Here is a 20,589-nt window from a genome sequence, read left to right as displayed (position 1 = left end):
AGGGCTCCTCCCCGGAATGATTTACGAGTAAAACACATGCTAAGTTTATTGGTATGAGCCGTGCGACCCCTCACCGCCTTCCCCTCACCGGCGTCCTCCGCCTCGGCCGACCGTCCGACATCTGGTTCAAGCCCGCGCTGAGCGTGGTCGCCGCGGTCGCCCCGCCCAATCTGGCCCTGCTCGCGCTCGGCCGTCTGGACCTCGCGATGTACACGATGGCCGGATCGCTGTGCGCGCTCTACGGCCACAACCGTCCGTACGCCGCCCGGGCCCGCACCCTGGCGTGGGTGGTGCTCGGCATGGTCGCCGGGCTCGCCGTCGCCCTGCTCACGGCCTCGCTCACCACCGACGCCGTCGTCCTGGTCACCGTCGGCGCCCTCCTGGCCGCCGCACAGAAGGCGGTGTGCGACGCCACCCGCGTCGGCCCGCCCGGAAACGTGGTGCCGGCCTTCATCAGCTCCGCGTCCCTGTTCGTGCCGCAGACCCTCGGCCAGGTCCCCGGCCACCTGGCGCTGGCCGTGGGCGCGGGCGCCTGGGCCTGGCTGGTCGGCATGGCGCCCGGCCTGCTGCGCCCGCACGGCCCCGAGCGCCGCGCCACCGCCCAGGCCCTGAACGCCGCCGCCGCGTACGCCGCCACGCGCGGCACCGGCGACGGCCACACCCGCACCCGTGCCGCCGCGGCCGCCGCCGTGCACGCCGCCTGGCAGTCGCTGCTGTCCACCGGCGCCCGCACCGACCGCACCCGCCGCGCCCTCGAACGCCTGCTCGTCCGCGCCGAGGTCGCCCTCGCCGCCCCCGCCGACACCGACCCGGAGCGGCTGCGCGGCTGGGCCCGGGCCCTGCGCGGCACCGGCCGCGTCCCTGGGACCGGCCTCCCGGACGCCGGCCCCGACGAACTCCTCGGTGTGGATGCCGAACGCGCCGCCCCGCACCCCGCCTGGTGGCGCGCCCTCGGCCCGCTCGCCCCGATCGCCGCCCGCACCGCGATCGGCTGCGCGCTCGCCGGATACGCCTCCCTCGCCCTCGGGATCGGCAGGCCCTACTGGGCCGTCGTCACCGCCGCCTCCCTGTACCAGGCCAACGTCACCCTCACCTGGAGCCGGGGCGTGCAGCGCGTCGTCGGCAACCTGGTCGGCGTCATGCTCTTCGCCGCGCTCGTCCCGGTGGCCCACCTGCACCCCGTGGCACTGGTGCTGTGCTGCCTGGCCCTCAACTTCGGCGCCGAGGCGCTGATGGGCCGCAACTACTGGCTCGGCAGTGTCTGCGTCACCCCGATGGCGCTGCTGATCACCGAGTTCGCCCGGACGCAGGACTCCTCCGCGCTGATCACCGAGCGGGTCGTGGACACCCTGGTCGGCGCGCTCACCGGGTTCGTCGCCGCCGTCGCCGTCACCAACCGGCGGGCAGGCGACCGCCTCGGACACGCCCTGACCACGGCCGAACGGGCCCGCGAACGCGCCGCCCGCCTGCTCGCCGAGCCCCGCCCGGAGCCCCGCGCCCTGGAAACGGCCCGCCGTTCGCTGGCCGCCGCCCTGGTCGAACTGCGCGCCACGGCCGACGCCGCGTCCGGCGAGTGGTGGCAACGCGCCCTGCCCGAGGAGCGGGTCGTGCTCGCCGAGCAGTCCGGACACCGTACGCTCGCCGCGACGGTACGACGCCAGGGGCCGCGCCCCTCGGCAGGGACGAGGACTACGGAGGACGTACGGCCATGACGGGGACGAACGGACGACCGGCGGCCGACGGCGACGCGGCGCGGGGGGACACGGTCGCCGCGGTGGTCCGGCAGTGGCGGGACGTCCACCCCGAGCTGGACACCGGGCCCATGGAGGTCATCGGCCGCATCAACCGCTGCGCGGCCCTCCTGCAACAGGCCGAGGACGCCCCGCTGCGCCGCGCCGGGCTCAGCCGCGCCGAGTTCGACCTGCTGGGCGCCCTGCGCCGCACCGGCCACGAACTGACCCCGAGCGAGCTGGCCCGCGAGACCTTCTCCTCCGGCGCGGCCGTCACCAAGCGCCTCAAGCAGCTCACCGAGCGCGGCCTGGTCGAGCGCCGCGGCGACTCCCGTGACCGCCGGGTCGCCCATCTGCGCCTCACCGAAGCGGGCCGCGCCCTCGTGGACGGCATCCTCCCCGAGCAGCTCGCCTACGAGACGGCCGTCCTGTCCGTCCTGGCCCCGAAGGGCCAGGGCGAGCTGGCCGGCCTGCTCGCCGAGCTGCTGACCCGGCTGGAGGGACGGATGGGCGCCCTGCGCGGGTGAGCGGCGCCCGCCGCCACCGTTGACGGGGACCGGAGGTGATCCTTACGGTCATCCCGTTCGGCTTGCCGACTGTTCTACGAAATCACGAACAACGAACAGGGATGGTGTCGTGACCGCCGCAGACCCCGCCGCCCAGACGCTCACCGTCGATCTCGGCACCGACACCGGTCCCGTCCACGGCGGCGCGAGCGGCACGCTGTACGGGCTCTACGGCGACGGCGTGCCCAGCCGCAACGTCGTCGAGGGCATGTACGTCCGTACGGTCTCCACCAAGGCACAGGACGGCACCCAGCACCCGGGCGCCGACGCCCTGGAGATCCTGCCCTCCTTCGTCGAGGCGGGCGGCCGGGACGTGTACGTCTACATGACCGACATCTACCGCGGCTTCCCCTACGAGTGGCCCGGCGCCACGGGCGAGGAACGGCTCGCCGGCTTCCGGGCCCGGGTCCGCCGCCAGGTCGAGCAGGTGCTCACGCTCGGCCCGCTCGCGTCCCATGTCGTGTACGTGCCCTTCAACGAGCCCGAGGGCAACATGTTCGGCACGGGGGAGTTCAGCTACGACACCGTCTCCTGGCGGGACGACCCGGCCCGCTACTTCGCCGCCTGGCAGGACCTGACCGGCCTCATCCGGGAACTGCACCCCGGCGCGCGCATCGCCGGGCCCAACACCTGCATCCTGTACGAGGAGGTCCGGGGCTTCCTGGAGTTCGCCCGCGACCACGGCGTCCTCCCCGACGTGGTCACCTGGCACGAGCTGTCGTCACCGGACGAGATCCGCCGGAATGTCGCCAAGTACCGCGTTCTGGAGCGGGAGCTGGGGATCGGTCCGCTGCCGGTCAACATCAACGAGTACGCGCACAACTTCCATCTGTCCGTGCCCGGCCAGATGATCCAGTGGATCGCCGCCCTGGAGGAGTGCAAGGTCGACGCCGACATGGCGTACTGGAACATCGACGGCAACCTCAACGACTCCGCGGTGGAGGCCAACAAGGGCAACGGCCAGTGGTGGCTGTTCAACGCCTACGGACAGCTGACCGGCAACACCGTGCGGGTCACCGCGCCGCATCCCAACGTGCAGTACACCCTCCAGGGTGTCGCCGCCCTCGACCGGGACAAACGCCAGGCACGGGTGCTCCTCGGCGGCGGTGGCGGCGGCGCCGGCCTCGTCCTCGAGGGCGTCGACCCGGAGGTGTTCGGCACCGTCGTGCACGTACGGGTGCAGGAGATTCCCTGGACGGGTCAACTCGGCGCCTCCGCCGAGCCGTTGCGGCTGGCCGACCTGGAACTGCCTGTCGTGGACGGCAAGGTGACGGTGCGCCTGCCCGGTCTCGAGGAGATGTCCGCCTACCAGGTGATCATGTCGCCCGGCGGCAACGGGGCCGCTCCGGTGCCGCCCTCGGTCGGCTGGCGGTGGACGTACGAGGCCGAGGACGCGGCGTACACCGGGGAGGCGTACGTCGTGCACGGGCCCGAGGGATCCCCGGCCGACGTGGAGAAGTTCGCCACCTCCGGCGGCCATCACGTCGGCGGCCTGCGCACCGGCTCCGACCTGGTCCTCGCCTTCGACGTCGAGGTCCCGCGCGACGGGACGTACGACGTCGCCGTCTTCGCGAACTCCCACAACCTCGCCGAGGGCGTGCGCGAACAGGGCCCCGCCAACGTCTTCCTCCGCGTCGACGGCGAACGGCCGCGGGAACTGCGGCTGCCCCTCGGCTACAAGTGGGCGGTCTGGGGCCGCACCGACACCCGGGTGGAGCTGACCGCCGGCCGCCACACACTCACCCTGGCGGCCCACGACGCCGACCTGGGCGTGACCCGCGGCGACGCGGTCGTCGACCGGCTCGACCTCGCCCTGCGCGACGAGCACGTGAGCGCGCCCGCGCTGTACGACGCCGAGTACGCCTCGCTCGGGAACGGTGCGCGGGTGAGCTACGCGCATCGCGGTTCCTCCGGACCCGGCGCGGTCGTCCTGCCGCGCGGTGGCACCGCCACCTTCTGGGTACACGCGTCCGCCGACGGCGAGGCGAGCGTCACCGTCGACCTCATCGGACCGGGCGAGGGCCTGCTCACGGTCAACGGCGAGGAGCTCGGGCCCGTGGAGCGCGACGCCGTACCCGTATTCCTGGCCGGCGGCATCAACAAGATCACGGTCACCGGGGCGTCGGACCGCCTCGTCCTGGACCGGCTGCTGACCGGACCGCCCCGCGGCCTGCTGCCCTCCGCCACGTACCAGGCGGAGGACGGCGTCCTGACCGGCCGGGCACACGTCACCGGCGCCCATACCTTCGCCACCGGCGGCAAGGCGGTGGACGGCATCGGAGCCGGACCGGCGAACGCGCTCACCCTGACCGTCCAGGCCGAGCGCGCCGGACGGCACGCTCTGACCATCCGCTACTCCAACGGCGAACAGGCGCCCGCCACCCACTACAACCCCGACCCGGTCTGCCGCCACGCCGACATCTCCGTCAACGGAGCCGGCCCGCGCCGTGTGCTGTTCCCGACCACCTTCCACTTCAACAACTTCTTCGAGCTCTCCGTCCCCGTCACCCTCCGCCGCGGCGCCAACACGGTCGCCCTCACCGCCGACGAACTTCCCGACTTCGACGGCACCGGCCGCAACGCCCACGGCCAGCGCTCGGCGCACGCCCCGGTCATCGACCGCGTGACGGTGACACCGCTGAGGTGACCGGTCCGCAGGGGCTCAGCTCGCCTCGCCCGGCCGGTACACCCCGAAGGCCGCCCCCTGCGGATCCCGCAGCACCGCGAGACGCCGGCCGCCGGGCATGGAGGACGGCTCCATGACGACATCGCCGCCCGCCCGCCCCGTCACCTCCGCCGTCGCGTCCACGTCCGCCACGGCGAAGTACGGCATCCAGTGCGCGGGCAGCTCCGGCGGGAACCGGTCGCCCATCGCCGCCATCCCGCCGAAGTCGGCGCCGTCGACGCCCCACTGCGTGTACCACTCGGAGGCGTTGATGCTCCAGCCGAAGACCGTGGTGTAGAAGTCCTGGGCCCGATCGGTGTCACGGGTCGCCAGCTCCACCCAGCCCAGTGAGCCCGGCGCGTTGAACAGCCCGGCGCCCGGGAAGGCGCGCGCCTGCCACAGCTGGAAGGCCGCTCCGGTCGGGTCGAGGGCGACGGCGAAGCGGCCGGCGTCGAAGACGTCCATCGGGCCGAGGATCACCGTCCCGCCCGCCTCCTCCACGCGCCGTGCCGACGCGTCGGCGTCGGACACCGCGAACGACACGTTCCAGGCGACCGGTTGGGACTCCTGGTACAGCGGGGTGAGCGCGGCCACCGCCGCGTCCCCCAGGTGCGCGACCGTGTAGCCGCCCGCCTCCTGCCGCGGGTCCGTCTCGGGACGCCAGCCGAACAGTTCGGCGTAGAACCGCTTGGCCCCCTCCAGGTCGCTGGTCCCCAGCTCCGTCCAGCAGGGTCCGCCGGTCACCGGCCCGTCGAGCTTCATGGCAGCACGCTAGCCCCGCCAACGGTGCGCGGCCATCCGAAAGCCTCTCGCTTACGCCGCCGGCACCGGCGTACGCTGCTGCCGTACCGCATCGCATGGCGGCCTTCCGATCACGCTCCGGACCGGAGGTCACGCATGTCCCAGGTACGCCCCTTCCACCGCGACGACCGCGACCAGCTGACCGAGCTGGTCAACGCCCATGTCGCCGCCGTCGTCCCCGGTGTCTCCGTCTCCGTGAACACCGTGCTCGGCAGCCTGGAGCGGCAGCCCGACGAGTTCGTCACCGACCCATGGGTGACGGAGCGGGTCACACTCGTCGCCGAGCTGCGCCGGCACGTCGTGGCCGCGGCCCATCTCCTGCGCTACCGGGCCGACGCCGAGGTCGGCGCCGGTTACCGGGACGCCGGTGAGATCGCCTGGTTCCTGTGGCATCCGCCGGCCCCGTTCCGGCCGGACACCGACAAGGCCGCCGATCTGCTCATGGCCGCCTGCCTCGCCCAGTTCGCCCGCTGGCAGGTCCGCGTCCGGCTCGCATCAGGCGATCTGCCCGCCCCCGCCGTATACGGACTGCCCCGTAACTGGCCCCATGTGCGCTCCGTCTACGAGCGCGCCGGTTTCCGGCACACCGGGCGCACCGAGGTGATCCTCCTCGCCCAGGTGTCCGACCTGCCCCGCCCCGAGCCCCGGCCCGGCCTCACCGTCGAGCGCACGCTCGGACAGTGCGGCACCCGCCTCACCGCGTACGCGGACGGACAGCGCGTCGGCTTCGTCGAGGTCGACACCGTCCTGGCCCGCCCCGAGCGCCACGCCCGTCCCGCCGGGCTCGCCGACATCGGCAACCTGCGCATCGACCCCGAGTGGCACCCGGGCGGCTGGGAGCACCGGCTCCTGGCCCACGCCGCCGACTGGCTCGTGCTGTCCGGCGTCGACCGCCTCCTCGCCTACGAACTCGCCGACGACCACGGCGCTCTCGACACGCTGCGCACCGCGGGCTTTTGCGAACTGACCCGTACGGACCGCGGCTGGGAGCACCGGCCGGAGACCTGAAGCCGTCGTCAGATACCCGGCCGGTACCGCATCGGATGATCGGCCGGTACCTCCACCAGCACGATCGGCACCCCGTCCGGATCCGCGACCCACATCTCCACCAGTCCCCAGGGCTCCTTCACCGGCGGCCGGACGATCTCGACGTCCCGCGCGAGGAGTTCCTCGTGGGCCGCGGCCAGGTCCGGGACCTGGAGCCACAGCCGCAGCGCCGGGGACGGCGGGGTCTCGGACCGGCCGGAGAGCTCGAGGAAACCGCCGCCGAGGAAGTAGACGGTGCCCCGGTCCGGGCCCGTGCCGAACTCGCGGTAGACGGCGAGCCCGAGCCGCTCGCCGTAGAAGGACCGGGACCGTTCGGGGTCGGTGGGGCGCAGGAGTGTCCGGCTGCTGAGTACGTGCACCATGCACCCGGAGGGTAGTGGCAGGGTTAGCCTCGTGCTGCCCTGCCGCGCCAGAGAAGAGATCGGAGACGTTTCCTCCATGGACACCGCCGCTGCCGTACCGACCGCTGCCACACCGACCTTCCGCGACGCCACCGACGCCGACGTGGACGCCCTGGTCGCGCTGATCGAGTCGGCCTACCGGGGCGACGACAGCCGGGCCGGATGGACCACCGAGGCGGACATCCTTCAGGGGCAGCGGACGGACCCGGAGGGCGTGCTGCAGGTCATCGAGTCGCCGGACAGCCGGCTGCTGACGGTCGAGCGGGGCGGCCGGATCGTCGCCTGCTGCCAGCTCGAACACCGCGGCGACCACGCCTACTTCGGCATGTTCGCGGTCAGCCCCGCGCTCCAGGGCGCCGGCCTCGGCAAGGTGATCATCGCGGAGGCGGAGCGGCAGGCCCGCGAGAGCTGGGGTGTCACGGAGATGCACATGACAGTGATCTCCGTACGCGACGACCTGATCGCCTGGTACGAGCGCCGCGGCTACCGCCGTACGGGACGGATGACGCCCTTCCCGTACGGCGACGAGCGCTTCGGCATCCCGCAGCGCGACGACCTCCAGTTCGAGCTGCTGGTCAAGCCGCTCGCCTGACCGTCACGGCGCGGCCGTCACGCCGTGAAGCGGCCGGTGCGCTTGATCTCGGGGTAGTCGGTGGTCGCCCCGTCCAGACCGAGGGCCCGCACGAGCCGCAGGTGGTCCTGGGTGTTGACCACCCAGCCGATGATCCGCAGGTCCGCCTTGCGGGCGTGCTCGACGACCTCCAGGGTGAGGCGGCGGATGTTGAGGCAGACGGTCGCGGCGCCGGCCGCCACGGCCCGGTCCACCACGTCGGGGCCGTAGCGGCTGGCGATGAGTGCCGTCCGGACACCGGGGATCAGCCGGGCGATCTCGACGATCGCCTCGTCGTGGAAGGAGGACACCTCCACCCGGGAGACCAGGTCCCGCTGTCGCATCACCTCGGCCAGCGCCCGGGCCGCGGCGACATCCTTGATCTCGGCCTGGAGCGGCGCCTTCACGGCGTCCAGGACCTCCTCGAACACCGGCACCCGTTCGCCCCGGCCCGCGTCCAGGGCGCGCAGCTCGGCGAGGGTCTTCTCGGCGATCGCACCGTTGCCGTCGGTCGTGCGGTCCACGTCCGCGTCGTGCATGACGACCAGGGCGCCGTCCTTGCTCAGGTGCAGATCGAGTTCGATCAGGTCGAGGCCGGCCTGCTGGGCGGCGACGAAGGAACGGAGGGTGTTCTCGGGCTCCACACCCATGATCCCGCGGTGACCGATGGTAAGGAAGTTCAAGGTTCAACTCTCTTCCGTCGACGGCGGCTCGGCACGCGCGCGGACCGGACGGACGTCGCTGTCCACGCGGCAGGCTCGCAGCCTAATGGCCGGGTCTCGGGTTGAACCCGCACGTACACGCGCGTTTGGGGTGATGGCCGGTCCTGACGATTGACCGGCTGGATCCGTACGGCTGTTCCTCCTACCCCCGTCCGCGCCGCCCATGCCTGTGACTAAAGCGGAAGTGTGCGTCCATGCGATGCTGGGCAGGAAAAAGAGCGGTGACCATGGCGTCACGCAGGATAATTTTCGGAGACGCTACTTGCTGGGAGAAACGCCGTATGCCTACGGTGTGCCTACGCGAGGTTTTGCTGTGAAGGATGGGACATGACGGAGATTCTTGTGCAGGTGGGTTCGGAGGAGCAGGTTCCTCCTGCGGTCAGGGTCGTTGAGCACCCTGCGTGGCCTGCGCTCAAGGATGCCGTGGAGCAGATCCGGCCATGGCAGTCCAAGGACGGATCGATCGACTTCGACGCCGACGGCGCCCCGGACCCGGCCGAGGCCGAGTTCGCCGTCCGCCGCGTGGTCGACGCCGTCGTCGAGCTGTCCCCGCTGCTGCCGCACGACGCCGCCTACCACGAGGCCCTCGTGGCCGACCTGCGCCGCTGGGCCGACGCCGGCTTCCAGGTGCCGGACTTCCTGGACTCGCTGCTCGCCTTCCAGCCCGCCGCGCACCGCGCCGACGGCCTGCAGCACCTGGTCGTCTTCCCGATGTACACGCAGAACGGCAACCCCGACCGCAACCTCGAGGCGGTCGTGCTGCGCATGGTCTGGCCGGACTGGCTGGCCGAGCTGGAGCGCACCCGCTACGACAACCCGCTGTTCTGCGGCATCACCTTCGAGGACTTCACGGCCGGGTACGACACCAACTCCGCCGTCCTGTTCCCGGAGACCATCGCCGTCCGCGAGGCGCCGGAACGTTTCTCCTGGGGTGGCATCTTCTGCGACCGCGAGGCCGCCCGCTTCCGCCGGGTCACCGACGCCGCCGTCGGCATCCTGGGCCTGGAACTGCCCGAGGACATCGCCGCGATGGTCCACGACCAGAAGCGCTGCGAAGAGGCCTTCGTGCTCTGGGACATGGTCCACGACCGCACCCACAGCCACGGCGACCTGCCCTTCGACCCGTTCATGATCAAGCAGCGCCAGCCGTTCTGGATGTACGGCCTGGAGGAGCTGCGCTGTGACCTCACCGCCTTCAAGGAGGCCGTGAAGCTCCAGGCGGACGGTGTCCCGCAGGCCCGTGACGTGCAGTACGCCGTGCTGTTCGACCGGATGTTCCGCTTCCCGGTCACCGGTGAGCGCGTCCGCAACTACGACGGCCTCGGCGGCCAGCTGCTTTTCGCCTACCTCCACAAGCACGACGTCGTGCGCTGGACCGACAACCGGCTCGCCATCGACTGGGAGCGCGCCCCGCAGGTCACCAACCAGCTGTGCGCCGAGATAGAGAAGCTCTACCGGGACGGCATCGACCGCCCGAAGCTCGTGCACTGGTTCGCCGGGTACGAACTGGTCTCCACCTACCTCTCCCCGCACCCGGGCTCCCGGTGGGCCAAGGGTCCCGACGCCCTGGACCTCACGCAGCCGCCGCGCAAGCTGGTGGATGACGTGCTTCCGGACGAGTTTCCGCTGAGCATGTTCTATGAGGCACTGTCCAAGAAGCTGAAGAACGTGATCGCCTCCACCAAGGGCATCACGGCGGACGGCGCCCAGAAGGTGGCCGCGTGAGCGACCGTACGAACACCGCTCAGCAGGAGGCGAAAATGGGGAACGGGGCTCTCGACGGAGCGGTGATCGCGGTCGCCGGCGCGGGCGGACCCGCCGGCCGTGCGACGCTGCGCAGGCTGGCCGAGGCGGGCGCGACCGTCGTCGGCGCGGACAACGACCCGCAGCGGCTGTCGGAGGCCGTGGACGCGGCCCGCTACGCCGGCGGCGGCGCCACCGTCACCGGGGACACGGTGGACCTGCTCGACCTCCAGTCCACCCGCGACTGGGCCACGCACATCGAGAAGGACTTCGGCCGCGTCGACGGCCTCGTCCACCTCGTCGGCGGCTGGCGCGGCAGCGAGACCTTCACCAAGACCAGCCTCGACGACTGGGACTTCCTGGAGCTGCTGCTCGTCAAGACCGTGCAGCACACCTCCCTGGCCTTCCACGAGGCGCTCCAGCGCAGCGAACGCGGCCGGTACCTGCTGATCAGCGCCGAGGGCGCCAGCAAGCCCACCGCCGGCAACGCCGCCTACGCCTCGGCCAAGGCCGCCGCCGAGGCCTGGACGCTGGCTCTGGCCGACTACTTCAAGAAGGCCGGGGGCGCCGAGGGCCCCACGTCGGCGGCTGCCATCCTGGTGGTGAAGGCGCTGGTGCACGACGCGATGCGCGCCGAACGCCCCAACGCGAAGTTCGCGGGCTTCACCGACGTCAAGGACCTGGCGGAGGCCATCACCGGCGTCTGGAGCAAGCCCGCCGCCGAAGTGAACGGACACCGCCTGTGGCTGACCGAGAAGCCGTGAACCCCCCGAAGACCGATGCCCGTCGCCATCACGACCCGCAGGTCCGCGGTTTCGCCAGTGACAACTACGCGGGCGTGCACCCCGAGGTGCTCGCCGCCATAGCCCTGGCCAACGGCGGTCACCAGGTCGCGTACGGCGAGGACGACTACACCGAGCACCTCCAGCAGATCATCCGCAGCCACTTCGGCGCCACGGCGGAGGCGTTCCCGGTCTTCAACGGCACCGGCGCGAACGTCGTCGCGCTCCAGGCGGTCACCGACCGCTGGGGCGCGGTGATCTGCGCCGAGAGCGCGCACATCCAGGTCGACGAGGGCGGCGCCCCCGAACGCATGGCCGGCCTCAAGCTGCTCACCGTGCCCACCCCGGACGGCAAGCTCACCCCCGAGCTGATCGACCGGCAGGCGTACGGCTGGGAGGACGAGCACCGGGCCATGCCGCAGGTGGTGTCGATCACCCAGAGCACGGAGCTGGGCACCGTCTACACGCCGGACGAGATCCGCGCGGTCTGCGAGCACGCCCACGCCCACGGCATGAGGGTGCACCTGGACGGCTCCCGGCTGGCCAACGCGGCCGCCTCCCTGGACGTCCCGATGCGGACGTTCACCAACGCGGTCGGCGTCGACATCCTCTCGCTGGGCGGCACGAAGAACGGCGCGCTGTTCGGCGAGGCGGTCGTGGTCATCAACCAGGACGCCGTGCGTCGGATGAAGCACATCCGCAAGATGTCCATGCAGCTCGCCTCCAAGATGCGCTTCGTGTCGGTGCAGTTCGAGGCCCTTCTGACCAGGGACCTGTGGCTGCGCAACGCCCGCCACGCCAACGAGATGGCCGAGCGGCTGGCGGAGGGCGTGCGGGCGGTGCACGGGGTGGAGCTCCTCTACCCGGTGCAGGCCAACGGGGTCTTCGCCCGGCTCCCGCACGACGTGAGCGAGCGCCTCCAGAAGCGGTTCCGGTTCTACTTCTGGGACGAGGCCGCGGGTGTCGTCCGGTGGATGTGCGCCTTCGACACCACCGAGGAGGACGTGGACGCGTTCGTGGCGGCGGTCAAGGAGGAGATGGCGCGCTGAAGCGCCAACCTCGATAGATGCATAGATATGCGGTCACCTGAAAAGTAATTGACTCTCGGGTGATCGCATTCCTATGCTCTGCGGGCATGGAGCTGATCCAGGAGACACCCGACCTGTCCGCCTATCTGGCCGCCGACGAGGTCATCGACCACCATCACCCGGTGGTCCGGAAAACGGCCGCGCGTCTCGCGCAGGACGCCGACGACTCGTATTCCTATGCACGCCTCGCATTCGAGTTCGTGCGCGACACCATCCCGCACTCCCAGGACTTTGGCGACCCGCGCGTCACCTGGCGCGCCTCGGACGTACTGGAGCAGGGCACCGGCATCTGCTACGCCAAGGCCCACGCCCTGGCCGCGCTGCTACGGGCCGAGGACATCCCGACCGCGCTCTGCTACCAGAAGTTCGACGTGGTGCACGGCCTGGTCGCCGTGCGCTTCAACGGCGCCTGGCACCGGCAGGACCCGCGCGGCAACAAGCCGGGCGTGGACGCGCGGTTCTCCCTGGACGGGGAGCGGCTGGCCTTCGAGCCCGACGCAGAGTCGGGCGAACTGGATTATCCGGACCTCTACGCCGAACCTCACCCGGTCGTGCTCGCGGCGCTGAAGGCCGCGCCCGACCGCCCGTACCTGTGGCGGACGCTCCCCGCCGCACTCTGAGGCGACGGGGACCGGCGGTGCTCGGGGCGGGGTGTCAGTGGGCCTCGGCGGCCTTGAGCTGTTCCTGGGTCGGGGCCGTGCCGCCCAGGTGGGCGGGGAGCCACCAGGAGTCCTCCGGGCCCTTGGGGCGGACCGGGTAGGCGCGCTGGGCCGTGTCCAGAAGCTCCTGGACGCGTTCGCGCAGCCGGCGGGTGATGGCGCCCGCGTACTGCTCGCGGGAGGCCTCGAGCGCCTCGCCGACGCGGATGGTGACCGGGGTGTGGCTGCGCTTGAAGTTGCGCGGCTGCCCCTTGGTCCACAGCCGCTGCGTGCCCCACACCGCCATGGGGACCAGCGGCACGCCCGCCTCCTGGGCCAGGCGCGCGGCGCCGGACTTGAAGCTCTTCAGCGTGAAGGACTGCGAGATGGTCGCCTCGGGGAAGACCCCGATGATCTCACCGGACTTCAGCGAGTCCAGCGCGTGCGCGTACGCCGCCTCGCCCTGGTTGCGGTCCACCGGGATGTGCTTCATACCGCGCATCAGCGGTCCGGAGATCTTGTGGCGGAAGACGGACTCCTTCGCCATGAAGCGCACCAGCCGCTTCTGCGGAAGCGCCGCCAGGCCGTTGAAGATGAAGTCCAGGTAACTGATGTGATTGCTCACCAGGACCGCGCCACCCGAGCGGGGGATGTTCTCCGAACCCTTGCAGTCGATCTTCAGGTCCCAGGCCTTGAACATCGTCAGGGCGAGACCGATGACGGGACGGTAGACCAGCTCTGCCATGGTCGGGGTGGACCCTTTCTGCTCAGCCTGGGAAAGGGGCTCCCGGCGGGAAAGTTACGCAGCCGTAGGTTTACGGCGTCTCGCAGATCGTGCCCGAAGAACGGGCGGGGAGCCAGTCCTGGTGCCCCGCCACGGCGAGATCCTCGTCACGTCGGCCTATTCTCCACCTCGGTGTCTTAAGACTGCTTTAGTGCGCGATTACCGCGTACGTACCGTCACCCGCCGGACCAGCAGGAACAACTCGCAGCCCAGGCAGTATCCGAACGCCGCGTTCAGGAAGGCGGCGGCGAGCGCCGCCCCCGTCGCCGCGAGCCCCAGCCACTCGGGTCCGAGCGTGTAACCGGCCAGGCCGAGCCCGGCGAAGACAAGCCCCACCGCCTGCGCGAAGCGCGGCGGTTCGGGCGACTCGAACCCGGCCGGCGGGCCGAGCCGCGGGCGCACCGCCTTCCGGAACAGCCAGCCGTACGGTGACGGCCCACACCCCCGGCCGCCCCCAGCGCGAACGCCAGGGTCTGCCAGGCGAGCAGCCACGCGCTCCCGGTGACCAGTACCGCCGCCAGCACGACCGTCGTCACGGCCGCCCCGAAGCGCGGCCCCCTCACATCGATGTCCATGAATCAAGCATTCCGGATAGGACACCCCCCTGGGAGGCGGGAATCTTTGCGGTCTCGTGAATGCTTGTGCGGATGATGACCGGAGTGATGGTGTGCGTGGCGGTGCTCGCCGTGGCGAGCGCCTACGGAGTGCTGCAACGGCGGCGGAGCGGGAGAGTACGGGTGCGCGGGCGGGACGACGGCAAGCGGCTCGGGGCGGCCGAACTGGGCGGCGAACTCGGCGAGCGGGCCACCCTCGTGCAGTTCTCCAGCGCCTTCTGCGCGCCCTGCAGGGCGACCCGGCGGGTGCTCGGCGAGGTCGCCGGGATGGTACCCGGCGTCACCCACGTCGAGATCGACGCCGAGGACCACCTCGACCTCGTGCGCGAACTCGAGATCCTCAAAACCCCCACCGTGCTGGTCCTCGACGCCCAGGGGCGGGTGGTGCGGCGTGCCACCGGCCAGCCGCGCAAGGCCGATGTCATCGCGGCGCTCGGAGAGGCCGTGTGAGGGAGGTGCCGGTGACGGTGAGGCAGCTCCCAGATCGCGGAACGTACTTGACTGGGCGCACCACGCATCGTCAGCCTGACCGTATGCCTTCGGAACTCCTGCTCCACGGACGGGTCCACGTCGACCTGGTCCGCACCGCGAGCGCGCGCTGTCCCGGCTCTTGAGCAGCTACGGACATCCCCGCCACCTCCCGGAGAAGGACAACTCCATGACGGCCACGCCCGATCTCGGCACCTTCCAGCTCGCCTCCCCCGACCTCCTGCGCTCCGCCTTCCGCCGGCACGCCGCGGGTGTCGCGGTGATCACCGCCCGCGGTGACGCCGGCCCGGTCGGCTTCACCGCCACCTCCCTCACCTCCGTCTCCGCCGAGCCCCCGCTGCTCTCCTTCGGCATCAGCACCGGCGCCTCGAGCTGGCCCGCGATAGCGGAGTCCGACCACGTCGGCGTCCACATACTCGGCGAACACCAGCGGGAGCTGGCCGCCACCTTCGCCCGCAGCGGCGCCGACCGCTTCGGCCCGCCCACGGCCTGGCGCGACGGCCCGGAAGGCGTTCCGGTACTGGACGAGGTGCTGGCCTGGCTGGTCTGCCGGGTCGTCGGGCGGGTCCCCGCCGGGGAGCACCGCATCGTGCTCGCCGAAGTCGTCCTCGGCGACCCCACCGGCACCGGGCGCCCCCTGCTCTACCACCAGGGCCGCTTCGGCGGTCTGCGGGATTGATCACGCGCCGCCTCTCCTGCGGGGTGGTCCGATTCCGGTTACGCTGCGTTGCGAAGGTCACAGTTCAAAGCGCTTGCTTAGCGGGAACGAACTGGGTGTACTGACGAGTAATATTTCGTTCGGAGCGCGCGGTCGCCCCGACCGGGATCGGCCGCTTGAGGCGCCTATGCTGCCTGCAAGAGGCAGACCGGAAAAGACGATGCAGTAGGAGAGCCGGCGTGAGCTTGAGGATCGTTGTCACTGTGAAGTACGTGCCCGACGCCACTGGCGACAGGCACTTCGCCGATGACCTGACCGTCGACCGGGACGACGTGGACGGTCTGCTCTCCGAGCTGGACGAGTACGCGGTCGAGCAGGCGCTCCAGATCGCCGATGACGCTGACGACGCCGAGGTCACCGTGCTGACCATCGGCCCGGAGGACGCCAAGGACGCGCTGCGCAAGGCGCTGTCCATGGGTGCCGACAAGGCGATCCACGTCGAGGACGACGACCTGCACGGCACCGACGCCATCGGCACCTCCCTGGTGCTGGCCAAGGCCATCGAGAAGGCCGGCTACGACCTGGTGATCTCCGGCATGGCCTCCACCGACGGCACCATGGGTGTCGTACCGGCGCTGGTGGCCGAGCGCCTCGGTGTCCCGCAGGTCACCCTGCTGTCCGAGGTCTCGGTCGAGGACGGCACCGTGAAGGGCCGCCGCGACGGCGACGCCGCCAGTGAGCAGCTCGAGGCGCAGCTCCCGGCCGTCGTGTCCGTCACCGACCAGTCGGGCGAGGCGCGCTACCCGTCCTTCAAGGGCATCATGGCCGCCAAGAAGAAGCCGGTTCAGTCCTGGGACCTGTCCGACCTCGACATCGAGGCGGAGGAGGTCGGCCTGGACGGCGCGTTCACCAAGGTCGAGGCCGCGAACGCGCGCCCGGCGCGCACGGCCGGCACCATCGTCAAGGACGAGGGCGAGGGCGGCAAGCAGCTCGCTGAGTTCCTCGCGGGCCAGAAGTTCATCTAAGGCCCCGCAGTCGCTGACCGCCCCTCAACTTCGTTTCGCAGGAGAGCAATCCCATGGCTGAAGTCCTCGTCTACGTCGACCACGTGGACGGTGCCGTCCGCAAGCCGACCCTGGAGCTGCTGACGCTGGCCCGCCGTATCGGCGAGCCCGTCGCGGTCGCGCTGGGCAACGGCGCCGCCGACACCGCCGCCACCCTCGCCGAGCACGGCGCGGTGAAGGTCCTCACCCACGACGCCTCGGAGTACGCCGAGTACCTGGTCGTCCCGAAGGTGGACGCGCTCCAGGCCGCCGTCGAGGCCGTCTCCCCGGCCGCCGTGCTGGTCCCGTCCTCCGCCGAGGGCAAGGAGATCGCCGCCCGTCTGGCGCTGCGCATCGGCTCCGGCATCATCACCGACGCCGTCGACCTCGAGGCCGGCGACGAGGGCCCGGTGGCCACCCAGTCGGTGTTCGCCGCGTCCTTCACCACCAAGTCCCGTGTCATCAAGGGCACCCCGGTCATCACGGTCAAGCCGAACTCGGCCGCCGTCGAGGCCGCCCCGGCCGCAGGCAGCGTCGAGGCCCTGTCCGTGTCCTTCTCCGACAAGGCCACCGGCACCAAGGTCACCGGCCGCACCGCCCGTGAGTCGACGGGCCGTCCGGAGCTGACCGAGGCCGCGATCGTGGTCTCCGGCGGCCGTGGCGTCAACGGCGCCGAGAACTTCTCGATCATCGAGGCGCTGGCCGACTCCCTCGGCGCGGCTGTCGGTGCCTCGCGTGCCGCGGTGGACGCCGGCTGGTACCCGCACACCAACCAGGTCGGCCAGACCGGCAAGTCGGTCTCGCCGCAGCTCTACATCGCCAACGGCATCTCCGGCGCCATCCAGCACCGCGCCGGTATGCAGACCTCGAAGACGATCGTGGCCGTCAACAAGGACGCCGAGGCCCCGATCTTCGACCTGGTCGACTACGGCGTCGTCGGCGACCTGTTCGACGTCGTCCCGCAGCTCACCGAGGAGATCAAGACCCGCAAGGGCTGATCGCCACCGGGCTGAACGAGGCCCCCGTGACCACGCCGGTCACGGGGGCCTCGCCTCATCCCAGGGTCACGGACGCCTGTACGGGCAGGTGGTCGCTGGGGAACTGGCCGTCCCGCGCGTAGGTGTTGACGGTGGCCCGGTGCGTCGTGACGCCCGGGCCGGCCAGGATCCAGTCGATGCGGTCGCCGTCCGGAACGAGCGGCTGGTAGCCGTGGAAGGTCGCGTACAGCTTGCTCCGCTCGGCCGCCGCGTCCCAGGTGTCGACGAGTCCGGCGTCCAGCAGGGTGTCGTAGGCCGGGTTGTCGTGGGCCGCCGAGTTGAAGTCGCCGGTCACGAGGAACGGCCGGGAGAGGCCGAGTTCCGCGATCCGCCGGCCGATGAGCGCCGCGGCCCGTTCGCGGGCGTACTGGGCGCGGTGGTCGAGGTGGGTGTTGAGGAGGTGGAACTCGCGCCCGTCGTCGTGCAGATCGCGGAACCGGACCCAGGTGGCGATGCGGGGGAGCGCGGCGCCCCAGGTGTTCGAAGCGATCACCTTCGGCGTGTCGGAGAGCCAGAAGGTGTCGTGCTCGACCGGAGCCAGGCGCCGGTTGTTGTAGAAGACCGCCACGGCCTCGTCGTGGCTGCCGCCCTTGCGGCCGGTGCCGATCCAGTCGTAGTGCGGTCCGAGGTCGGCGTGGATGTCGCGCAGTTGCTGGTAGAGGCCTTCCTGGGTACCGAGGACATCGGGCGCCTCATGGCGTAACAGCGCCCGCATGACCGGGCGGCGCACGGCCCAGCTGTTGGGCCCGGTGGTGCCCGCGAAGCGCAGATTGAACGTCATGACGCCCAGGCGCCGGCCGGTCGGCCCGGCGACGGAGGCCGGTTCCGCCGCGGGGGCCGTTCTGGCGGCCGGGGCCGTCACCGTGGCGAGCAGTGGCGCGGTGATCGCGGTGGCCAGCGCCGTCCTCAGGCCCCTGCGGCGGGTCATTCTGGTGGTGTCCGGCATGTGGTTCCCTCCCGACTGATCAGGATGAAGGGGCGAACCGTCGTGCGAAAGAGGGCCCAGGGGTTCTTGGCACGAGGGGTGAACACGGCGGCTCGGGCTGGGGACGGGGTGTTGACCAGCGGGAAGCCGCACGGATAACTTCGTTCTACGGATTGTTGATTCCGTACAGCGGAAAGCCTGCGGAAGGTGTGGAATGAGCCAGGGCCGGCAGGAGAAGGTGTCGACGAGCCTCGCGGGCACCGTCAGCGAGGAGATCAGTGCCTCCCTCGCCCCGGTCGACGCCGAACTGGAGCGCCGCTACCCCGGCGACCCCGGCACCCGCCAGCCCGTGCACACCGTCTATGTCCCCGGCGACGTCTTCGCCGCCGGCACCATCCGCTCCTGGGGCGACCGGGCCCTTGCGGCCCTGGACGAACACGCCCCGGACGCCGCCTCCTTCGCCGCCGTCCTCGGCCTCGGTGACGACCTCGCCGAGCCGGTCCACTCCCGGGTCCGCGCCAAACTGGAGCACGAGCCGGTCGAAGACCTGCGCGTCGACTTCGAGGACGGCTACGGCCGCCGCCCCGACGCGGAGGAGGACGAGGCGGCGGCCCGCGCGGCCCGCCTCATCGCCGAGGCGTACGAGAAGGGCACCGCGGCCCCGTACATGGGCATTCGGACGAAGTGCATGGAGGCGCCGGTGCGTGACCGGGGCATCCGCACCCTCGACATCTTCCTCACCGGCCTCATGGAGGCCGGCGGTCTGCCCGACGGGCTCGTGCTGACGCTGCCCAAGGTGACGTACGCCGAGCAGGTCACCGCCATGGTCCGCCTCCTCGAGGCCTTCGAACGGGCGCGTGGCCTGGAGCCCGGCCGGATCGGCTTCGAGATCCAGATCGAGACCAGCCAGGCCGTCCTGGCCACCGACGGCACCGCCACCGTCGCCCGCATGATCCAGGCCGCCGAGGGCCGCGCCACCGGACTGCACTACGGCACCTTCGACTACAGCGCCTGCCTCGGCGTCTCGGCCGCCCACCAGGCACCCGACCACCCCGCCGCCGACCACGCCAAGGCGATCATGCAGGTGGCGGCGGCCGGCACCGGCGTACGCCTCTCGGACGGCTCGACGAACGTCCTCCCGGTCGGCCCCACGGAGAAGGTCCACGACGCCTGGCGGCTGCACTACGGCCTCACCCGCCGCGCCCTGGGTCGCGCCTACTACCAGGGCTGGGACATGCACCCCGGCCATCTCCCCACCCGCTACGCGGCCGTCTTCGCCTTCTACCGGGAGGGCTTCGAACAGGCGGCGGCCCGGCTGGCCCGGTACGCCGACCGGACGGGCGGCGACGTCCTGGACGAACCCGCCACCGCCAAGGCCCTCAGCGGCTATCTGCTGCGCGGCCTGGACTGCGGCGCCCTCGACCTCGCCGAGGTGGCCCGGCTGACCGGACTGGCCCGGGCCGGCCTGGAGGGCTTCGCGGCGCCGGCCGGATAACGGGCCGGCCCGGGGGCCGCCCGCCTCAGGCGACGTACGCTTCCAGCCCGGACGCCGTCACCCACTTCCGCTCGGCGAACAACCGCGTGCCCCGCGCGCACAGTTCGACGTCGGCGCGCGCCCGCGCGCAGAACTGCTCGGGCGTGACACCGAACAGTTCCCGCAACTCGGCCGACCTCGACAGCAGTTCGCCGATCAGGGCCCGCTGCCCGGGGTGCGCGCGGGGTGCGCCGTCGCCGTCGTGCAGGACCCCGTGCCGGTTGACGTACGCGTACGCGCCGGGCAGCGTCGAGCCGTCGGCCAGCCCGATCCGCACGTGCGGCGTGGGCAGCCAGGCACGGTCGAAGTTGAGCTCACTGGCGTCGATCACGGCCAGCTGCTCCGCGTCCGGCCAGATGACGAACAACTCCCGGGACACCCCGGGCGCGCCCACAGGAGAGGCGGACACATAACCCATGCGGCTGACGTGCGCGGAGACGCCCACGTCGAGCCCCCGCACCCGGGCCCGCACCATCGGCAGGGCCGAGGTGATCCCGAACCCGGCCAGCTTGTGGCGCAGTTGGGCGGGGCAGGCGTTGGAGCCGACCGCCACGACCGGCGTCCGGTCCTCGTGCACCAGGCGGTCCAGCGGCAGCATCCGGTCCCCGAGCAGCAGCCCGGAGTCGGCGGGCCGGGCGCCCGGGTAGCTCAGCGGGTTCTCGCGCGGCGCCTCGGCGAGCCCGAGTTCTTCCAGTGTGCGGCCTGTCATGGG

Annotated in this window: 20 protein-coding genes and 1 pseudogene; 14 read left to right on the top strand and 7 right to left on the bottom strand. The window is 71.6% G+C overall.

Annotation, left to right across the window (positions count from 1 at the left end; genetic code table 11):
- Positions 1-53 precede the first annotated feature (53 nt).
- From ACH45E_RS02325 to ACH45E_RS02315, 3 genes are all read left to right on the top strand, one after another.
- Positions 54-1,712 (top strand): FUSC family protein, encoded by a 1,659-nt coding sequence (locus ACH45E_RS02325; RefSeq protein ID WP_361436062.1) that lies wholly within the window; start codon positions 54-56, stop codon positions 1,710-1,712.
- A complete protein-coding gene (locus ACH45E_RS02320) occupies positions 1,709-2,257 on the top strand; it encodes a MarR family transcriptional regulator (RefSeq protein WP_361436064.1) in 549 nt (182 codons plus the stop codon). Before ACH45E_RS02325 ends, ACH45E_RS02320 begins: the two co-directional genes overlap by 4 nt.
- Before the next feature lie 109 nt (positions 2,258-2,366).
- Complete coding sequence (locus ACH45E_RS02315; RefSeq protein WP_361436066.1) at positions 2,367-4,943, top strand: cellulosome protein; 2,577 nt, start codon at positions 2,367-2,369, stop codon at positions 4,941-4,943.
- Positions 4,944-4,958: 15 nt separating this feature from the next.
- Here ACH45E_RS02315 and ACH45E_RS02310 read toward each other — a convergent pair whose 3' ends face one another.
- Complete coding sequence (locus ACH45E_RS02310) at positions 4,959-5,723, bottom strand: VOC family protein (RefSeq protein ID WP_361436068.1); 765 nt, start codon at positions 5,721-5,723, stop codon at positions 4,959-4,961.
- A 135-nt stretch (positions 5,724-5,858) separates the two neighbouring features.
- On the opposite strand from ACH45E_RS02310, the gene ACH45E_RS02305 reads away from it, so the two are divergent.
- Complete coding sequence (locus ACH45E_RS02305; protein ID WP_361436070.1) at positions 5,859-6,770, top strand: N-acetyltransferase; 912 nt, start codon at positions 5,859-5,861, stop codon at positions 6,768-6,770.
- Positions 6,771-6,778: 8 nt separating this feature from the next.
- Here ACH45E_RS02305 and ACH45E_RS02300 read toward each other — a convergent pair whose 3' ends face one another.
- Positions 6,779-7,171: a VOC family protein gene (locus ACH45E_RS02300; protein WP_361436072.1), complete on the bottom strand. Its 393-nt coding sequence runs from the start codon at positions 7,169-7,171 to the stop codon at positions 6,779-6,781.
- A gap of 76 nt (positions 7,172-7,247) precedes the next feature.
- On the opposite strand from ACH45E_RS02300, the gene ACH45E_RS02295 reads away from it, so the two are divergent.
- Positions 7,248-7,802 carry a GNAT family N-acetyltransferase gene (locus ACH45E_RS02295; RefSeq protein WP_361436074.1) on the top strand — a complete coding sequence of 185 codons (555 nt, stop codon included), beginning with the start codon at positions 7,248-7,250 and terminating at the stop codon, positions 7,800-7,802.
- A gap of 17 nt (positions 7,803-7,819) precedes the next feature.
- On the opposite strand, the gene ACH45E_RS02290 is transcribed toward ACH45E_RS02295, so the two are convergent.
- Entirely contained in the window at positions 7,820-8,503 is a 684-nt protein-coding gene (locus ACH45E_RS02290; protein WP_361436076.1) for a glycerophosphodiester phosphodiesterase family protein, read from the bottom strand.
- A 366-nt stretch (positions 8,504-8,869) separates the two neighbouring features.
- Here ACH45E_RS02290 and ACH45E_RS02285 point away from each other — a divergent pair, with 366 nt between their 5' ends.
- The 4 genes from ACH45E_RS02285 to ACH45E_RS02270 all read left to right on the top strand — a co-directional run bounded on the left by ACH45E_RS02285 (position 8,870) and on the right by ACH45E_RS02270 (position 12,775).
- A complete protein-coding gene (locus ACH45E_RS02285; protein WP_361436078.1) occupies positions 8,870-10,267 on the top strand; it encodes a DUF6421 family protein in 1,398 nt (465 codons plus the stop codon).
- A gap of 35 nt (positions 10,268-10,302) precedes the next feature.
- Positions 10,303-11,049, top strand: a complete 747-nt coding sequence (locus ACH45E_RS02280) for an SDR family oxidoreductase (RefSeq protein WP_361436849.1) — start codon at positions 10,303-10,305, stop codon at positions 11,047-11,049.
- Positions 11,046-12,116: a low specificity L-threonine aldolase gene (locus ACH45E_RS02275; RefSeq protein WP_361436080.1), complete on the top strand. Its 1,071-nt coding sequence runs from the start codon at positions 11,046-11,048 to the stop codon at positions 12,114-12,116. Before ACH45E_RS02280 ends, ACH45E_RS02275 begins: the two co-directional genes overlap by 4 nt.
- A gap of 86 nt (positions 12,117-12,202) precedes the next feature.
- Positions 12,203-12,775 (top strand): transglutaminase domain-containing protein, encoded by a 573-nt coding sequence (locus tag ACH45E_RS02270; protein WP_361436082.1) that lies wholly within the window; start codon positions 12,203-12,205, stop codon positions 12,773-12,775.
- Between the two features lie 34 nt (positions 12,776-12,809).
- On the opposite strand, the gene ACH45E_RS02265 is transcribed toward ACH45E_RS02270, so the two are convergent.
- Positions 12,810-13,538 (bottom strand): lysophospholipid acyltransferase family protein, encoded by a 729-nt coding sequence (locus ACH45E_RS02265; RefSeq protein ID WP_361436084.1) that lies wholly within the window; start codon positions 13,536-13,538, stop codon positions 12,810-12,812.
- 198 nt (positions 13,539-13,736) lie between these two features.
- Positions 13,737-14,152: pseudogene (locus ACH45E_RS02260) on the bottom strand (DUF4395 domain-containing protein).
- A gap of 75 nt (positions 14,153-14,227) precedes the next feature.
- Between ACH45E_RS02260 and ACH45E_RS02255 the strand changes: the two are divergent.
- From ACH45E_RS02255 to ACH45E_RS02240, 4 genes are all read left to right on the top strand, one after another.
- Positions 14,228-14,641 (top strand): thioredoxin family protein, encoded by a 414-nt coding sequence (locus ACH45E_RS02255; RefSeq protein ID WP_361436852.1) that lies wholly within the window; start codon positions 14,228-14,230, stop codon positions 14,639-14,641.
- Positions 14,642-14,849: 208 nt separating this feature from the next.
- On the top strand, positions 14,850-15,359 hold the full coding sequence (locus tag ACH45E_RS02250) for a flavin reductase family protein (RefSeq protein WP_361436086.1): 510 nt from the start codon (positions 14,850-14,852) through the stop codon (positions 15,357-15,359).
- Positions 15,360-15,577: 218 nt separating this feature from the next.
- On the top strand, positions 15,578-16,363 hold the full coding sequence (locus ACH45E_RS02245) for an electron transfer flavoprotein subunit beta/FixA family protein (protein WP_361436088.1): 786 nt from the start codon (positions 15,578-15,580) through the stop codon (positions 16,361-16,363).
- Between the two features lie 53 nt (positions 16,364-16,416).
- Positions 16,417-17,379 (top strand): electron transfer flavoprotein subunit alpha/FixB family protein, encoded by a 963-nt coding sequence (locus ACH45E_RS02240; protein WP_361436090.1) that lies wholly within the window; start codon positions 16,417-16,419, stop codon positions 17,377-17,379.
- A 55-nt stretch (positions 17,380-17,434) separates the two neighbouring features.
- Here the strand turns inward: ACH45E_RS02240 and ACH45E_RS02235 are convergent, their stop codons facing one another.
- Positions 17,435-18,364 (bottom strand): endonuclease/exonuclease/phosphatase family protein, encoded by a 930-nt coding sequence (locus tag ACH45E_RS02235; RefSeq protein WP_361436093.1) that lies wholly within the window; start codon positions 18,362-18,364, stop codon positions 17,435-17,437.
- Positions 18,365-18,557: 193 nt separating this feature from the next.
- On the opposite strand from ACH45E_RS02235, the gene ACH45E_RS02230 reads away from it, so the two are divergent.
- Positions 18,558-19,838: a DUF6986 family protein gene (locus tag ACH45E_RS02230; RefSeq protein WP_361436096.1), complete on the top strand. Its 1,281-nt coding sequence runs from the start codon at positions 18,558-18,560 to the stop codon at positions 19,836-19,838.
- A gap of 25 nt (positions 19,839-19,863) precedes the next feature.
- On the opposite strand, the gene ACH45E_RS02225 is transcribed toward ACH45E_RS02230, so the two are convergent.
- Positions 19,864-20,586, bottom strand: a complete 723-nt coding sequence (locus tag ACH45E_RS02225) for a hypothetical protein (protein ID WP_361436098.1) — start codon at positions 20,584-20,586, stop codon at positions 19,864-19,866.
- Positions 20,587-20,589: the final 3 nt, after the last annotated feature.

The organism is Streptomyces sp. NPDC020299 (assembly GCF_044387825.1).
In the GTDB taxonomy this organism is placed as follows: domain Bacteria; phylum Actinomycetota; class Actinomycetes; order Streptomycetales; family Streptomycetaceae; genus Streptomyces.
Note: the sequence above shows the minus strand (reverse complement) of the source record. Positions and strands in the feature narration are given on the sequence as shown.

Excerpts from the sequence above, each read along its gene's own strand:
- ACH45E_RS02285 (WP_361436078.1), top strand. The coding sequence starts at position 8,870 with ATGACGGAGATTCTTGTGCAGGTGGGTTCGGAGGAGCAGGTTCCTCCT.
- ACH45E_RS02265 (WP_361436084.1), bottom strand. The coding sequence starts at position 13,538 with ATGGCAGAGCTGGTCTACCGTCCCGTCATCGGTCTCGCCCTGACGATG.
- ACH45E_RS02295 (WP_361436074.1), top strand. The coding sequence starts at position 7,248 with ATGGACACCGCCGCTGCCGTACCGACCGCTGCCACACCGACCTTCCGC.
- ACH45E_RS02300 (WP_361436072.1), bottom strand. The coding sequence starts at position 7,171 with ATGGTGCACGTACTCAGCAGCCGGACACTCCTGCGCCCCACCGACCCC.
- ACH45E_RS02255 (WP_361436852.1), top strand. The coding sequence starts at position 14,228 with ATGACCGGAGTGATGGTGTGCGTGGCGGTGCTCGCCGTGGCGAGCGCC.
- ACH45E_RS02235 (WP_361436093.1), bottom strand. The coding sequence starts at position 18,364 with ATGCCGGACACCACCAGAATGACCCGCCGCAGGGGCCTGAGGACGGCG.
- ACH45E_RS02270 (WP_361436082.1), top strand. The coding sequence starts at position 12,203 with ATGGAGCTGATCCAGGAGACACCCGACCTGTCCGCCTATCTGGCCGCC.
- ACH45E_RS02250 (WP_361436086.1), top strand. The coding sequence starts at position 14,850 with ATGACGGCCACGCCCGATCTCGGCACCTTCCAGCTCGCCTCCCCCGAC.
- ACH45E_RS02325 (WP_361436062.1), top strand. The coding sequence starts at position 54 with ATGAGCCGTGCGACCCCTCACCGCCTTCCCCTCACCGGCGTCCTCCGC.
- ACH45E_RS02225 (WP_361436098.1), bottom strand. The coding sequence starts at position 20,586 with ATGACAGGCCGCACACTGGAAGAACTCGGGCTCGCCGAGGCGCCGCGC.
- ACH45E_RS02280 (WP_361436849.1), top strand. The coding sequence starts at position 10,303 with ATGGGGAACGGGGCTCTCGACGGAGCGGTGATCGCGGTCGCCGGCGCG.
- ACH45E_RS02305 (WP_361436070.1), top strand. The coding sequence starts at position 5,859 with ATGTCCCAGGTACGCCCCTTCCACCGCGACGACCGCGACCAGCTGACC.
- ACH45E_RS02230 (WP_361436096.1), top strand. The coding sequence starts at position 18,558 with ATGAGCCAGGGCCGGCAGGAGAAGGTGTCGACGAGCCTCGCGGGCACC.
- ACH45E_RS02310 (WP_361436068.1), bottom strand. The coding sequence starts at position 5,723 with ATGAAGCTCGACGGGCCGGTGACCGGCGGACCCTGCTGGACGGAGCTG.
- ACH45E_RS02320 (WP_361436064.1), top strand. The coding sequence starts at position 1,709 with ATGACGGGGACGAACGGACGACCGGCGGCCGACGGCGACGCGGCGCGG.
- ACH45E_RS02240 (WP_361436090.1), top strand. The coding sequence starts at position 16,417 with ATGGCTGAAGTCCTCGTCTACGTCGACCACGTGGACGGTGCCGTCCGC.